This window comes from Amycolatopsis kentuckyensis (assembly GCF_041679295.1).
GTDB lineage: Bacteria > Actinomycetota > Actinomycetes > Mycobacteriales > Pseudonocardiaceae > Amycolatopsis > Amycolatopsis kentuckyensis_A.
The window spans coordinates 788364-802136 of the sequence record NZ_JBGDMD010000001.1 but is presented as its reverse complement, the minus strand read 5'-3'; the positions used below and the strand labels follow the sequence as shown (position 1 = coordinate 802136).

The following is a 13773-nucleotide window of genomic DNA, read 5'->3' as shown; positions in this document are numbered from 1 at the left end:
TAACTCCGGGCGAAACTCCGGTAAACGGGCTTCGGCCGGACGAGCTCTTGACACAAATACGGAAGCACGTACTAATGTAGTGCTTCACAATGAACGACTTCCCGAAGGACTCCGACGACTCCCTCTACTCCCCCGACGTCCGAACGGCGCTCGCCGGCTTCACCCACGGCGAGGACACCGGCGCGCTCGAAGCGGCGGCCGCCGTCCGCGCGGCCGCGCGCAGCCTGGACCAGCTGCGCTCGCACGGCACCGACAGCCGCGGCCTGAGCCCCGGCGCCCTCGACATCCTGATCCGGCTCAGCGCGGCCGAAGCGAACATCAAGGACCTCGCCGCGTCGGCCGGGGTCAGCTCGCGCAACGTCACCGGCCTGGTCGACACGCTGGAACGGGCCGGGCACGCGGTGCGGGTCCCCGATCCCCGCGACCGCCGGTCGGTCCTGGTCCGCATCACCGACGACGGCCGGACGTGGCTCGAGGAGTTCCGGCGGCCGTCGCAGCTGGCCATGGCGGCGCTCTTCCGCGGGTTCACCGCCGACGAAACCACCCGGCTGCGCCACCTCTGCCTGCGGCTGGTGGAGAACCAGCAGCAGCTCGCCCGCCACTTGGAGAACCGATGACCACGCCGACTCCGGCCACCGCGCGTCTTGAATGACTCATTCAGGTCCTCCGAGGTCCTGAATGAGTCATTCAAGACGTCGGGACGAGCCGGTTGCCGGGGGGTGGGGACGGTGCCCGCCCGACTGCCCGGGTTTGCGGAGACCACGAGCTGAGCTCGAACACGGGCGGGACACCGTTGCGGGCCGGTTACCCGGCTCGCCGGGACCCAAACTCACCGGGCGCGCAACGCGTAGCGGCGTTCGGCGTAGGCGAGATCGTCGCGCCACAACCGGGCCGCGGTGTGGCGCATCAGCGGGCGGATCGCCGGTGCCAGCTTCGCCGCGACGGCGAACCCCGGCCGCTCCGAAGCGGCGATCGTCGCCTCGATGACCGCTGTCCGCGGGCGGCCGTCGGGGCCCGGGCCGAGCGGCGTCGCGTGCGTCTCCACCACGCTGCCCACCCCCTCGCCTTCGACGATCCGCATGACGACTGTGCGCGGCTCGGGGCAGGTGAACTCCGCCAGCACCGGCACGCCCCAGCGGCCCGCCAGCCGGAACGTCACCTCGACGAGGAACCGGTCGCCGGAGTCGGGCACGTCGATCCCCTGCGGCGCTTCGAGCACCCGCAGGCGGCTGAACGAGTACGGGTGGAACCACGCGCCGTGCCACGGGTCGAGGCGGTTGGCCACCACGTCCTCGGGCTCGCACGTCCCGGTCAGCGTCGCGACGGCGTCGATGCGGGCCGGGTTCGCCGGGCGGGCCGGCACCACCGGCGCCTCCGACGGCTGCTCGCCGCCCAGGCTGTCGAGGCGCGCCCAGACGAGGACGCCGTCGTCGTGCGCCGGCACCGGCGACCACGTCCCGCACCGGGAGCCGTCGATCCGCAGGCCGTGCCACCGGCAGACGAGCCCGCCGGCGTCCACCCGTGCGTCGGCCAGCGGGGCGCCCAGGTGCGGGCACGCGCCGGGGCCGATCCGGACGTCGCCGTCCGGTCCGCGCCAAGCGACCAGCTCGCGCCCGCCGACGGTCACGCCGAACGGGCGGTCCGCGCGCACCTCCCGGCTCGCCGCGACCACGTACCAGTTGCCCGACGGCCGGGCCGAGGCGCGCTTGCCCGCCGCTTCGATCACGGCGGGCGAACAGTCACGGTAGGTCGGCTCCTGCTTCGCCCAGCGGGGTTCGGCGAACGGCTGGACGGGCCATCGCCGCGGCCACCGCGCGGCGATCCGGCGGCTGACGTTCATCGGTCCATCGTGGCCGATCCGCATCGGGCCCGCAACGTCACCGAATTCGGCTGCCCAGCGAGCGCATTCGCGTTTGTCACGGTAGAACCGGGGTAACAGCCAGGCGATCCGGCGTGCCCCTCACCGCTCGCCGACTGGGTGCATCGATTATGCATCGCAAGACGGCGAGAGAGGAGCCCGGATGACCGCGACCTCCACGGCCGCCGGACCGGTGGCGTGGCTCGACGCGCTGCGCCGGCGCTGCGGAAGCGACGTCCACGCCTTCGTCACCGAACGGGTGCGCGAGCACTTCACCGGACGCGCGGCCGGCACCCCGGCCGCCGACGCCCTGCCGGAGTTCGTCACCGGCGGCAAGTTCCTCCGCCCGATGTTCGCCTACACCGGCTGGCGCTGCGGCGCCCCCGAAGACGCCGCCGCCTTGCGCGCCGCCGCGAGCCTGGAACTCCTGCACTGCTTCGCGCTGGCCCAGGACGACGTCATGGACGGCTCGGCGCGGCGACGCGGGCGCCCGTCGATGCACGTCCGCTTCGCCCGCTGGCACGAAGAGCAGGGCCTGAGCGGTTCGGCGACCCGGTTCGGCGAGTCGGCCGCGGTGCTCATGGGCGATCTGTTCCTCGTCTGGTCCGAGCAGCTGCTGCACGAGAGCGGGCTCGACGCCGGTGCCCTCGCCCGCGGCCGGCCCGTCTACGACCTGCTGCGGTCCGAGCTGGCCGTCGGTCAGCTCGGCGACCTGGTGAACGACGCCCGCACGCTGCCGTCGTGGGCCGACGTCCTCGACGTCATCCGCCGCAAGTCCGGCAACTACACCGTCCGCCGCCCCCTGGAGTTCGGCGCGGCCCTGGCCGGCTGCCCCGGAGACGTCGTCACGGCGCTGAGCACCTACGGCGGCCTGCTGGGTGAGGCGTTCCAGTTCCGCGACGACCTGCTGGGGGTCTTCGGCGACCCGGCGGTCACCGGCAAGCCCGCCGGCGACGACCTGCGCGAGCGCAAGGCGTCCAGCGTGGTCGTGCTCGCCCGGGACCTGGCCGACCGCCGGCAGCGCGCCGAGCTGAGTGACCTGCTCGCCCGGGAAGAGGTCGACGACGACGCCGTCGTCCGCTGGCGGGAGCTGATCACCGCGACCGGCGCGCGCGACCAGCTGGAGAAGTTCGTCGACGAACGCGTCCGCCGCGCGCTCGAAGCGATCGATCCGGTTCCCCTGCCGCGGCAGGCGGCCGCCGCGCTCACCGTCCTGGCGAACCGCTGCACCGAGCGCGTCCGATGAGGACGGTCACCGGGCGCACCGGCCACGTCGTGGTCGTCGGGGCCGGGCTCGCCGGGCTGTCCGCCGCCCTGCACCTGGCGGGCCGCGGCCGGCGGGTCACCGTCGTCGAACGCGATCCCGGACCGGGCGGCCGGGCCGGGCGCGTCGAGACCGGCGGCTACCACCTCGACACCGGGCCGACGGTGCTGACCATGCCGTCGATCCTCGCCGGCACGTTCGCCGCGGCCGGCGCGGACCTGGCCTCGGAGCTGCGGCTGACCCGGCTCGACCCGGCCTACACCGCGCGCTTCGCCGACGGGTCCGTCCTGCCGGTGCACTCCGACGCCGACCGGATGACCGACGCCGTCCGCGAGTTCGCCGGACCGGACGAGGCGGCCGGGTACCGCCGGCTGCGCACCTGGCTGACCCGGCTGTACGCGGCGGAGTTCGACCGGTTCGTCGCGAGCAACATCGATTCGCCGCTCGGGCTGGTGTCGGCGGACCTCGCCCGGCTGGTCGCGCTCGGCGGCTTCCGGCGGCTGGACCGCAAGATCGGCACGTTCCTGCGCGACGACCGCCTCAAGCGCGTCTTCACCTTCCAGGCGCTGTACGCCGGTGAGTCGCCGATGCGGGCGCTCGCGCTGTACGCGGTCATCTCCTACATGGACACGGTCGGCGGCGTGTACTTCCCCGAGGGCGGGATGGCCGCGGTGCCCCGCGCCATGGCCCGCGTCGCGGAAGCGGCCGGCGTGGAGTTCCGGTTCGGCGAACCGGTCACGGCGCTCGAACGCCGGGGCTCGCGGGTCGCGGCCGTCCGCACGGCCGAGGGCCGGATCCCGTGCGACGCCGTCGTCCTGACGACGGAACCGCACGAGTCCTACCGGCTGCTGGGCCGCGCGCCGCGCCGCCCGGTCCCGTTGCGGCCGGCGCCGTCCGCGCTGGTGCTGCACACCGGCGGTCCCGGGGACTGGCCGGTCGGGCACCACACGATCTCGTTCGGCCGCGGCTGGGCGTCGACCTTCCGCGAGCTCATCACCGACGGCAGCCGGATGAGCGACCCGTCCCTGCTGATCACCCGGCCGACGGCGACCGACCCCGCGCTGGCGCCGCCCGGGCGGCAGCTGTTCTCGATCCTCGCGCCGGTGCCGAACCTCGAGCGGGGACCGCGGGACTGGGACAGCGAGGCCGAACCGTACGCCAAGGAGATCCTCGACCACGTCCGCGCCGGGCTGCTGCCCGGGTTCGAACCGGAGTCCTGGCACGTCGTCGGCCCGGCCGACTGGGCGCGGCGCGGGATGGTCGCGGGCACGCCGTTCAGCTACGCGCACTCATTCGTCCAAACGGGACCGTTCCGGCCGCGGAACCTCCCGCCGGGCACGGAAAACGTCGTGCTGGCGGGTGGCGGAACCGTGCCGGGGGTCGGCGTTCCGACCGTCCTGCTCTCCGGGCGGCTCGCCGCCGACCGGATCACCGGGGAGGGAGCCCGATGACCCGCCGTGAACTGGACGCCGCCGGCATCACCGGGGCCGGGCTGCGCGAGGCGTATCGGCACTGCCGGGAGCTCAACGCCCGGCACGGCCGCACCTACTTCCTCGCCACCCGCATGCTCGCGCCCGCGCAGCGGCCCGCCGTCCACGCGCTCTACGGGTTCGCCCGGCGTCTCGACGACCTCGTCGACGAGCCCGAACCGAGTGCAACCCCGGACTCGATCGCTTCGGCGCTGCTCGACGTCGAGGAGGGGTTCCTCAAGGAGCTCGCGGCCGGGACGAGCGAGGACCCGCTGCGGACCGCCGTCATCGACACCGCGACCCGGTACTCGATCCCGGAGCCGTACTTCCGCGCGTTCTTCGCCTCGATGCGGATGGACCTGACCGTGACCGGCTACCCGACCCGCGCCGCGCTCGACGAGTACGTGCACGGCTCAGCCGAGGTCATCGGGCTGCAGGTGCTGCCGATCCTCGGCACCGTGGTCCCCCGTTCCGAGGCCGCCCCGCGGGCCGCGGCGCTGGGCAAGGCATTCCAGCTGACCAACTTCCTGCGCGACGTCGCCGAAGACCTCGAGCGCGGGCGGGTGTACCTGCCGGCCGACGAGCTGGCCGCGGCCGGCGTCGACCGCGACCGGCTCGGCTGGTGCGTCCGGACGCGCCGGCTCGACCCGGCGGTGCGGCGGGCGCTGGCCGAGCAGGTCGCGGCCACCCGCCGCGTCTACGCCGAGGCCCGGCCGGGCATCGCCATGCTGCACCCCGCGTCCCGGCCGTGCGTGCGGACCGCGTATGTCCTCTACGGAGGGATCCTGGACCGCATCGAAGCCTTGGACTACAACGTGTTCGCCGGGCGGGCCCGCGTGCCCCGGCACCGGCGGCTGGCGGCGGCCGGCGACGCGCTCGTGCGGGCGCAGTGGGCGCGGCGGCGCCACCCGGCGGTGACGTGAAGTGGGCCGGTGGGAGTACCTGCTCGTCCTCGGCGCGTGCGTGGTGGTGACGCTGCCGCTGGAGCTGGCCGGCGCCCGCGTGTACCGCCGGCCGCGGCGGCTGGCGCGCGCGGTGCTGCCGGTGGCGGTGGCGTTCCTGGTATGGGACGCGCTGGCCATCGCGGCCGGCGTCTGGGACTTCGACCCGGCGTTCGTCACCGGGCTGAGCGCGCCCTTCGGGATCCCGCTGGAAGAGGTGCTGTTCTTCGTCGTCGTGCCGGTCTGCGGGGTCCTGACGTACGAGGCCGTCGAACTGACCGGGAACCTGCTGCGCCGGCTCGTCCGGCCGCTGCTCGACCGGCGGCGGGTGCGGCGCTGATGCCCTGGGGTTACACCGTTCCCGCGGTCGCCGCCGTGCTCGCGGTGGTCGCGGCGGAGGTCTTCCTCTTGCGCACCGGGCTGTTCCGGCGGGCCGCGTACTGGGTCACCATGGTGATCGTCATCGCCTTCCAGATCCCGGTGGACGGCTGGCTGACGAAGCTGTCGGCGCCGATCGTCCGCTACTCCCCCGCGGGCATCACCGGCTGGCGGTTCCCGTGGGACATCCCGGTGGAGGACTTCCTCTTCGGCTACGCCCTGGTCACCGCGGTCCTGCTCCTGTGGGAGCGCGGGAAGTCGCGAAAGGACAGTGCATGAAAGGCAACGGCCTGCCCCGCGCCGAAGTGCCGGCGGCGTTCGACGCGGGCGCGGCGGCCTACGACCGGCTCGTCGGGCTGAACCCGGGCTACCACCGCGATCTGCGGCTTTCGGCGCGGCGGCTGATCCGGCCGGGGCACCAGGGGCGGCGGATCCTCGACGCGGGCTGCGGCACGGGCGCGTCGACGGCCGCGCTGCTGGCGATCGCCCCGGACGCGCGCGTCACGGCGATCGACGCGTCGGGCGCGATGCTGGCGCGCGCCCGCGCGAAACCGTGGCCGTCCACAGTGGAGTTCCGGCACACCCCGGTGGAGGAGCTGACCGGGGTGGCGGGTCCGTTCGACGCGATCCTCGCCGCGTACCTGCTGCGCAACGTCGACGACCCCGACGCCACCCTGCGGGCGCTGCGCGGGTTGCTGCGCCCGGGCGGCCAGCTGGCGTTGCACGAGTACTCGGTGCGCGACTCCCGCCGCGCGCGCTGGGTGTGGAACGCGGTGTGCGGCGCGATCGTCATCCCGCTCGGCCGGGTCACCACCGGCGACGCCACGCTCTACCGGCACCTGCGCCGCAGCGTCGTGGCGTTCGACGGCGTCACGGAGTTGTGCTCGCGCTTGTCTCGTGCGGGTTTCACCGACGTCCGCACCGGTACGATGCCGGGCTGGTCCCGCGGGATCGTCCACACGGTACTGGGCACCGCGCCGTGATCGCGGGCCGCGACCGCCGGGCGGAGACCCACCCCGCACCCGGCGGGCTCCCCGACGCCGGACGGCTCGGCCGTCGTCCGCGCGCGGCCGTGATCGGGGGTGGCATCGCCGGGCTCACCGCGGCGACCGGCCTCACCGAGCGCGGTGTCGAGGTGACGGTGTTCGAGCGCGAAGGCCACCTGGGCGGCCGCGCCGGTGGCTGGCCCGAGCGGCTGCCGGACGGCACCGAAGTCACCATGAGCCGCGGGTTCCACGCGTTCTTCCGCCAGTACTACAACCTGCGGGCGCTGCTCGCGCGCACCGACCCGGGGCTGGCGCGGCTGGTGCCGGTGCCCGACTACCCGCTGGTCGACCCGCACGGCCGCACCGACACGTTCGCCGGCCTGCCGCTGACGCCGCCGTTCAACGCCCTGGCGTTCGCCCTGCGCAGCCCGACGTTCCGCGCGCGCGATCTGGTGCGATTGGACGGCCGGCAGGCCTTGCCGCTGGCGACGGTCAGCGTTCCCCGCGTCTACGAGCAGCTCGACCACCTCGACGCGGCGACGTTCCTCAGCCGCATCAACTTCCCCGCCGCGGCGCGGCACCTGGCGTTCGAGGTGTTCTCGCGCAGCTTCTTCGCCGACCCGGGCGAGCTGTCCGCGGCAGAGCTCGCGACGATGTTCCACCTGTACTTCCTGGGCTCGTCGGAGGGGCTGCTCTTCGACGTGCCGGCCGAGCCGTTCCCGCAGGCGCTGTGGAACCCGCTCGGCGACTACCTTTCCGGTCGTGGAACGGACATCCGCCTCGGCACGGCGGTACGCGGTATCTCGCGGGACGACGACGGGTTCGTCGTCGACGGAGCCCGGTTCGACGCCGTCGTGCTCGCGTGCGACGTCGCGGGGCTGCGCCGGATCGTGGCGGCGTCACCCGGACTGGGAACGCCGTCGTGGCGGGCGGCGATCGCGGGACTGCGCACGGCACCACCGTTCGTGGTCCGCCGCCTGTGGCTCGACCGGCCGGTGCGCGACGACCGGCCGGCATTCCTGGGGACGGGTGGCTTGCCGCCGCTGGACAACATCAGCGTCCTGAACCGGTACGAGGGCGAGGCCCGCCGCTGGGCGGCGCGCACGGGCGGCTCGGTGGTGGAGGTGCACGCGTACGCGTCCTCGGACGGCGCGGGCCTGGACGCGCGCCTGCACGAGCTGTACCCGGAAACGGCGGCGGCGCGGGTGCTGGGCGAGATCACGGTGACGCGCCAGGATTGCCCGCTGTTCCCGGTCGGCGGGTTCGCTTCACGGCCGAGGGTGGTGACGCCGGAGCCGTCGCTGGTCTTGGCGGGCGACGCGATCCGGGTGGACCTGCCGGTGGCATTGATGGAGAGAGCGGCGACGACGGGCTGGGTGGCGGCGAACGAGCTGCTGACCGGGTGGGGGGTGGCCGGGCATCCGCTGCGCTCGGTCCCCAACCGCGGCCGGCTTCGGCTGCTGGACCGCTTGGCGTGAGTCAGCGTGCCGTCCGCTGCCAGACCGCGCGCCACCGGTACGAGGTGCGCACGCGGATCCCGGGGCGGTCCGCGGTCGGACCGGCGGGATCCACCCCGCAGGCCGGACAAGGAGCGTCCGCGGCCGGCGCCGACCCGCAGGCACGGCAGGTGACGAGCGGATCGACCCCGGACTCGTAAGCGGCGATCACCCGCCGGACGACGACGACCAGCCGTTCGGTGGGATGCTTCTCGACATCGGGACAGTAGGCGATCAGCCCGGCCCAGCTGCGCCAAGTGTCGGCTCGGGAGGCGTCCCGGCGCCCGCCGGCCTTCTCCCGGCGCCGGCGAGCGGCGTAGTCCTCGCTCTGCGCTCGCCAGACCAGGCGAGCCTCGTCCAGTTCGTCCACCGCGCGCGACAGGGACGAGGGATCGTCGTCGAGGTTCCTCGGCACGCCCGCGCTGACGATCAGGTGGTGCCAGGTGGCGCGGAAACCGTAGGGGGCGAAGTGGAGAACGCATTCCCGCAAGGCCAGCAACCGATCACGCGACGCGAGGCCGGCGTCACGAACCCGGTTGGCCGAGGCGGGGAAGCTGCTCATCGTGTCAGCGTAGCCGCGGTGATCCACCGGGTCGGGGTCTCGAGGGCTTGCGCGCCTCGCTCATCCTCAGGATCAAGGCGACCGCGTCCTCCGAATATCCTGTCGGCGTCAGAACCTCCTGCAAGAGCAGACCACGTATCGCGGCCACGGTGACGGTGGCCAAAGCCAGCGCTTCCTCCGCGCCATGCCCTTCGCGTTCCGCGAGTGACGCCAGCATCTTGGTCAGGTCGGCGAGCGAGTCGATGAACTCGCGGAAGTCTTCCGGGCGGTACGCGGCCAGTCCCACGACGTGGAAGAAACCGCGGACCCGCGACAGCTGCTCCGGGCGGGTGTAGGTCCGCCAGATCGCCCGGACGAAGTCGTCGAAGGTGCCGTGGTGAGCGGCTTCGACGAGGACCTCGTTGTCACGTGAGCGCTGCGCCTTGAGCATCGCCGCCAAGACGCCCGGGAGTGACCCGAAGTGGTACCGCAAGAGGGCGTGACTGGTCTCGGCCCTGGCGGCGATCTCACGAAGTGACACCTCCGGTGCGGGAAGGGCCTCGCCGAAGGCGTCGAGAAGCCGGGCCAGGAGACGCTCGCGTGCGTCGCCGGTGCGTTCCGTGCTTGACAGGATCACTCCCACAGTTTATCCATTGGAAAAGAGACGCGCCAGTGGAGGGAACGACTCGTGGAACGGTGTCAAGTGGTCGGCGCGACGGTCGTCGACGGATCGGGGCGCGACCCGGTCGACGTCGACGTCAGCATCGAAGACGGGCGCATCACCGAGGTCGGTGGCTCCGGTGAGCGCATCGACGCCGGCGGCCTGACGATGACGCCCGGCCTGATCGACGCCCACGTCCACTTGGGACTGGCGAGCCCGATCCAGCCGCAGTTCTCGTTCCGGATCAGCGCCGCCGAGCTCGCGGCGGACATCTTCGCCGCGGCCGGCGCGACGCTCGACGCCGGCTTCACCACCGTCCGGGACACCGGCGGGGTCGACGGCGGCCTCGTCACCACGATCGCGAAGGGCAAGGTCAGGGGGCCGCGCGTGCTGTCGTGCGGACCGGTTCAGTGCCAGATCGGCGGGCACGGCTACTACGGAGCCGAGTGGGAACCCACCGAGCTGTGGAGCAGCCACCACCTCCCCGGCCTGTGCGCGCTGTCCACGATGTCCGGCAACGCGGACGAGCTGCGGCACAACGTGCGGGAGGCCTTCCGCCGCGGAGCCTCCTTCCTGAAGCTCTGCGTGACCGGCGGCGTGGTCGGCGCGCACGACCGGCTGACCGACACCCAGTTCACCGTCGAGGAGATCGCCGTCGCGGTCCAGGAAGCCGCGGCGCGGGGCACCTACGTGACGGTGCACGCCCACAACAACGACGGCATCCGCAACGCCGTCGAGGCCGGGGCGCGTTGTGTCGAGCACGGCACCGACCTCGACGAAGCCACGGCCACCCTGATGGCCGCGCACGACGTCGCCCTCGTGCCCACGTTCGCCGTCGTCGAGCAGCTGCTGCACGACACCGCCGGAGCGGGCCTCGACGCGTCGACCCGCGATCGGGTGCTGGGTGTCCGTGAGCGGATGACCGAGGCGCTCGCCGTCGCCAAGGAGGCCGGGGTGCGGATCGGGCTGGGTTCCGATCTCATCGGCCCCGCTCAGGACCGCCGGGGCGAAGAGCTCAGGCTGCGGGCGAAGCTCGAAACCCCGATGGACGCTCTCGTGGCGGCCACCAAGACCAACGCCGAGATCCTCGGCCTGTCCGGCCAGGTCGGCGTCATCGCTCCCGGCGCGCAGGCCGACCTCGTGCTGTGGAACGGCAACCCGGTCGAAGACCCGGAGCTGTTCGCCGATCCCGCCAACGCCGTCCTCGTTCTCAAGGCCGGCCGAATCGTGAAGGACCTTCGATGAGCACCATGTGGCAGGGCTGCCTCGCCGACACCGGCTACTTCGAGCTGCGTTCCGACGGAGGGCACGACTACGGCGTCTGGGTCACCACGCCACCGGGCTACGACCCCGCGACGACGCGAGCGCCGGTCGTGTACGTGCTTGACGGCAACTGGGCCGTGGGCATGACGGCTCCGCTCATCGTCACCCAGAAGGACCCCATGCAGCAGATCCAGCCCTACATCCAGGTCAGCGTCGGGTACGCGGGCGAGGACGCGCAGCACTGGGCACGGCTGCGCAACAGAGACCTCGTACCCCCCGGCGAGCCCATCGCCCAGGAGTTCGTCGACGCCGTGGAGACCGGAATCCGGACCGGCGCGATGACCCGCGAGGAAGCCGACGCCTACCTCGCCGAATTGAACGAAACCCACGCCGACGCGTTCCTGGGCTTCCTCACCGAGGAACTGCACCCGCGGATCGAACGCGGCTACGGCACGGCCGCGACCGGTCACGGCCTCTTCGGCTACTCCTACGGCGGGCTTTTCAGCCTCTACGCCTGGCTCACCGGCAACACGCTCTTCGAGAGCGTCGGAGCGGGCAGCCCCGGTGTCGTCGGCGAAGACAGCCAGATCTTCGCGATGCTCGAAAAACGGGGCGACAGCCTGCCTTCCGCGAAGCTCCACCTGACCGTCAACGACCAGGAGCTTCTCGGAGACCTGCCCGTCTACCAGAACCTCGCGAAGAACGCGGCCACCGTCCTGCACCGCCTGGCCGCCCGCGGCGGAGCCGTCACCAGCGCGGTCCTGCGCGAAACGCACGTGACCGGCCTGCAGGCCTCGTTCCTCAGCTACCTCAGGACTTGCCGTACCCGGTGAGCGTCCGAGCGCCGACGTGGTCGGCATCGCGGCTCGCAGCCACAAAAGGGTCCGGCGCTCTGGATGAACCGCGTTCAAGGGTTCGACCTGCGCATTTCTTCTGATTCTTCGACCGCGATCCTGAATGCGTCTCGCAATTTCCGATCTTCGAACCGGCACCCTGCCCGAAAGGGCAAGTCACGGTTTGGGCACAACCCGCACTTACTGCGCTCAATAGCGCAACAGACTGCTCCTAGTCCTACGACTCCCCCACCGACGAGCGCCGGTACCGACGGGGGAGCGAAGACCCGGGAAGGCAGTTGATCGCCATGTCCACGCTGTGGCGCCGCTGGTGGCGGGCCCTCGCGGCGCTGCTGATCGTGCTGCTGTCCTGGCTGGCCGGCGAGGCTTTCCGGACCGGGGAACAGGTGACGACACTCGTCATCGATCTCCGCGTGCCGCAGGATGAAGACGAACTCGCCCGGGAAGCCACGCGCTCGACCCAATTCTCGGGATACGTGATCTTCGTGGTCGACGAAGGAAGCGAAGCGGTCGAACAGCTTTGCACGGAAACCGGCCGGAAGGACCGGGGAGCGCGCCCCGGCGAACTGACCACGCTCCCCGTCTACTGCTCGTTCGTTCACCTGGACCACAAGACCGAGTTCGTCACTGGGCCGCTGACCGCGGAATCTCTGGCGGCTATGGCCGGCCCCGCCACCGTCCTCCGGCCCGTCGGCCGGGTTTACGAAGCCGGCCTGGCCGAAGGCTCCTTCGCATGGTGGGCGGCCTTGGTGACCGGTGGAGCGCTCGCCGTCGTGCTCGCCCTGCCGAGCCTGCTCTCGCCCCGGACGCGTCCGCGCACGATGACGCCCGCCGGTGTCCCTCGGCCCGTCCCCGTCACCCCGCTGGGTGGTCCCGTGACCCAACACCACGACGGGTACGAGACCCGCGTCGCCCCGCGCCCGGCCCCGCCACCCGTGATTCCCCAGCAGCCACCGGCAAGTCCGCCCGCCGCCGTCGAAGCGCCACCCCCTCCCCCGTGGGAGCCGCCCAGCCCGGCACAGGTCGTGCTCACCCCCGCCGGTTCCTCCGCCCTGCCCGAGCTGGCGCGGATCGTCCGCGAAGCAGGTGGGCGGGCGACGGCGCGCACGCACGTCGACCCGCCCGGCGGCTACGTGGCCATCGGCGACGTCGTCGTGTGGGGCGCGAGCACGACGGGCGGCGTGCTGCCCGGCGAGCCCGTCGGCGTCGAGTACACCGGCGACCCGGCGGCGCCCTTGACCGTTTCTCCCGCTCCTTCCCGTTCCGTTCCCGAACAGGGGTATCACCGGTGACCCAGCCTCCCGCGTCGGTGCGCGACGCACTGCCCGTCCAGCCGGCCAAGAGCCGGATCCTGATCACGCTCGTGGTCGACACGTCGTCCTCGATGGCCGAGGGCGACCGCATCGGTGAGCTCAACCGCGCGCTTCGGTCGTGGCGCGACGAGCTCATGAAGGACGACCACCTGAGCAGCCGCGGCGAGATCGCGCTCGTGACCTTCGGCAAGGACCACGTCGTCGCCGTCGACCCGAGCGGGGCGGTCGCCGGCCAGGCCCCGCAGCCGTTCGTGCCGGTCTCGCAGTTCAAGCCGGCCGAGCTGGCCGCCGGCGGGGTGACGCCGATGGTGGAGGCGCTGCAGTACGCGTTCGACCTGCTCGCCGAGCGCCGCCGCCAGCTGCGCACGGAGGGCATCTCGCTGGCCAACCGGCCGCTGGTCTACCTGATCACCGACGGCGTGCCGACCGACGAGCGCGGCTACCGCAGCGACCGCTGGCGCGACTTCGCGCCGGTGATCCGCCAGCAGGAGAACGGGAAGCACCTGCTGTTCTTCGCCTTCGGCGTCGACGGCGCCGAGCGGGAGGTGCTCAGCGGGCTCGCCCCCTCGTCGTGGAAGTTCCTCGCCCGGCTGAACTTCGCCGAGGTGCTCAAGCTCGTCTCCGCGAGCATCGAGTCCGCCTCGGCCGCGTCGGCGCGGTCCGAGCCGGCCGAGGCGGTCTACGCGCGCGTCGAGGAGCGCCTCGACCTCGACGCCCGGATGACGCAGTTCCTCCAGGGCAACGGCTGA

At 72.7% G+C, this 13773-nt stretch carries 15 protein-coding genes; 12 read left to right on the top strand and 3 right to left on the bottom strand.

Annotation, left to right across the window (positions count from 1 at the left end):
• Nucleotides 1-89 precede the first annotated feature (89 nt).
• Nucleotides 90-617 carry a MarR family winged helix-turn-helix transcriptional regulator gene (locus ACERZO_RS03680; protein ID WP_372661623.1) on the top strand — a complete coding sequence of 176 codons (528 nt, stop codon included), beginning with the start codon at nucleotides 90-92 and terminating at the stop codon, nucleotides 615-617.
• A gap of 212 nt (nucleotides 618-829) precedes the next feature.
• Here the strand turns inward: ACERZO_RS03680 and ACERZO_RS03675 are convergent, their stop codons facing one another.
• Nucleotides 830-1840 carry a DUF5914 domain-containing protein gene (locus ACERZO_RS03675; RefSeq protein ID WP_372661620.1) on the bottom strand — a complete coding sequence of 337 codons (1011 nt, stop codon included), beginning with the start codon at nucleotides 1838-1840 and terminating at the stop codon, nucleotides 830-832.
• Nucleotides 1841-2021: 181 nt separating this feature from the next.
• Between ACERZO_RS03675 and ACERZO_RS03670 the strand changes: the two genes are divergently transcribed.
• The 7 genes from ACERZO_RS03670 to ACERZO_RS03640 are packed head-to-tail and all read left to right on the top strand — an operon-like array spanning nucleotide 2022 to nucleotide 8374.
• On the top strand, nucleotides 2022-3104 hold the full coding sequence (locus tag ACERZO_RS03670; protein ID WP_372661617.1) for a polyprenyl synthetase family protein: 1083 nt from the start codon (nucleotides 2022-2024) through the stop codon (nucleotides 3102-3104).
• Nucleotides 3101-4573 (top strand): phytoene desaturase family protein, encoded by a 1473-nt coding sequence (crtI, locus tag ACERZO_RS03665; protein WP_372661613.1) that lies wholly within the window; start codon nucleotides 3101-3103, stop codon nucleotides 4571-4573. The genes ACERZO_RS03670 and crtI overlap by 4 nt, the downstream gene beginning before the upstream one ends.
• Entirely contained in the window at nucleotides 4570-5514 is a 945-nt protein-coding gene (locus ACERZO_RS03660) for a phytoene/squalene synthase family protein (protein ID WP_372661610.1), read from the top strand. Before crtI ends, ACERZO_RS03660 begins: the two co-directional genes overlap by 4 nt.
• Before the next feature lies 1 nt (nucleotide 5515).
• Entirely contained in the window at nucleotides 5516-5872 is a 357-nt protein-coding gene (locus ACERZO_RS03655) for a lycopene cyclase domain-containing protein (RefSeq protein WP_372661608.1), read from the top strand.
• On the top strand, nucleotides 5872-6189 hold the full coding sequence (locus ACERZO_RS03650) for a lycopene cyclase domain-containing protein (RefSeq protein ID WP_372661605.1): 318 nt from the start codon (nucleotides 5872-5874) through the stop codon (nucleotides 6187-6189). Before ACERZO_RS03655 ends, ACERZO_RS03650 begins: the two co-directional genes overlap by 1 nt.
• Nucleotides 6186-6893: a class I SAM-dependent methyltransferase gene (locus tag ACERZO_RS03645; RefSeq protein ID WP_372661602.1), complete on the top strand. Its 708-nt coding sequence runs from the start codon at nucleotides 6186-6188 to the stop codon at nucleotides 6891-6893. Before ACERZO_RS03650 ends, ACERZO_RS03645 begins: the two co-directional genes overlap by 4 nt.
• On the top strand, nucleotides 6890-8374 hold the full coding sequence (locus ACERZO_RS03640; protein ID WP_372661599.1) for an FAD-dependent oxidoreductase: 1485 nt from the start codon (nucleotides 6890-6892) through the stop codon (nucleotides 8372-8374). Before ACERZO_RS03645 ends, ACERZO_RS03640 begins: the two co-directional genes overlap by 4 nt.
• A gap of 1 nt (nucleotide 8375) precedes the next feature.
• Here ACERZO_RS03640 and ACERZO_RS03635 read toward each other — a convergent pair whose 3' ends face one another.
• Nucleotides 8376-8954 carry a hypothetical protein gene (locus ACERZO_RS03635; RefSeq protein WP_372661596.1) on the bottom strand — a complete coding sequence of 193 codons (579 nt, stop codon included), beginning with the start codon at nucleotides 8952-8954 and terminating at the stop codon, nucleotides 8376-8378.
• 4 nt (nucleotides 8955-8958) lie between these two features.
• Entirely contained in the window at nucleotides 8959-9570 is a 612-nt protein-coding gene (locus ACERZO_RS03630; RefSeq protein ID WP_372661593.1) for a TetR/AcrR family transcriptional regulator, read from the bottom strand.
• Nucleotides 9571-9621: 51 nt separating this feature from the next.
• Here ACERZO_RS03630 and ACERZO_RS03625 point away from each other — a divergent pair, with 51 nt between their 5' ends.
• The 4 genes from ACERZO_RS03625 to ACERZO_RS03610 all read left to right on the top strand — a co-directional run bounded on the left by ACERZO_RS03625 (nucleotide 9622) and on the right by ACERZO_RS03610 (nucleotide 13773).
• Nucleotides 9622-10839 (top strand): metal-dependent hydrolase family protein, encoded by a 1218-nt coding sequence (locus ACERZO_RS03625; protein ID WP_372661589.1) that lies wholly within the window; start codon nucleotides 9622-9624, stop codon nucleotides 10837-10839.
• Entirely contained in the window at nucleotides 10836-11690 is an 855-nt protein-coding gene (locus ACERZO_RS03620; RefSeq protein ID WP_372661587.1) for an alpha/beta hydrolase, read from the top strand. The genes ACERZO_RS03625 and ACERZO_RS03620 overlap by 4 nt, the downstream gene beginning before the upstream one ends.
• Nucleotides 11691-11998: 308 nt before the next feature.
• The gene (locus ACERZO_RS03615) at nucleotides 11999-13003 is read left to right on the top strand and encodes a hypothetical protein (protein ID WP_372661584.1); all 1005 of its coding nucleotides are present in this window, start codon (nucleotides 11999-12001) and stop codon (nucleotides 13001-13003) included.
• Complete coding sequence (locus ACERZO_RS03610) at nucleotides 13000-13773, top strand: vWA domain-containing protein (RefSeq protein WP_372661581.1); 774 nt, start codon at nucleotides 13000-13002, stop codon at nucleotides 13771-13773. The genes ACERZO_RS03615 and ACERZO_RS03610 overlap by 4 nt, the downstream gene beginning before the upstream one ends.

Coding starts and splice junctions, on each gene's coding strand:
- ACERZO_RS03645 (WP_372661602.1), top strand. CDS start 6,186: ATGAAAGGCAACGGCCTGCCCCGCGCCGAAGTGCCGGCGGCGTTCGAC.
- ACERZO_RS03670 (WP_372661617.1), top strand. CDS start 2,022: ATGACCGCGACCTCCACGGCCGCCGGACCGGTGGCGTGGCTCGACGCG.
- ACERZO_RS03635 (WP_372661596.1), bottom strand. CDS start 8,954: ATGAGCAGCTTCCCCGCCTCGGCCAACCGGGTTCGTGACGCCGGCCTC.
- ACERZO_RS03660 (WP_372661610.1), top strand. CDS start 4,570: ATGACCCGCCGTGAACTGGACGCCGCCGGCATCACCGGGGCCGGGCTG.
- crtI (WP_372661613.1), top strand. CDS start 3,101: ATGAGGACGGTCACCGGGCGCACCGGCCACGTCGTGGTCGTCGGGGCC.
- ACERZO_RS03650 (WP_372661605.1), top strand. CDS start 5,872: ATGCCCTGGGGTTACACCGTTCCCGCGGTCGCCGCCGTGCTCGCGGTG.
- ACERZO_RS03615 (WP_372661584.1), top strand. CDS start 11,999: ATGTCCACGCTGTGGCGCCGCTGGTGGCGGGCCCTCGCGGCGCTGCTG.
- ACERZO_RS03680 (WP_372661623.1), top strand. CDS start 90: ATGAACGACTTCCCGAAGGACTCCGACGACTCCCTCTACTCCCCCGAC.
- ACERZO_RS03675 (WP_372661620.1), bottom strand. CDS start 1,840: ATGAACGTCAGCCGCCGGATCGCCGCGCGGTGGCCGCGGCGATGGCCC.
- ACERZO_RS03620 (WP_372661587.1), top strand. CDS start 10,836: ATGAGCACCATGTGGCAGGGCTGCCTCGCCGACACCGGCTACTTCGAG.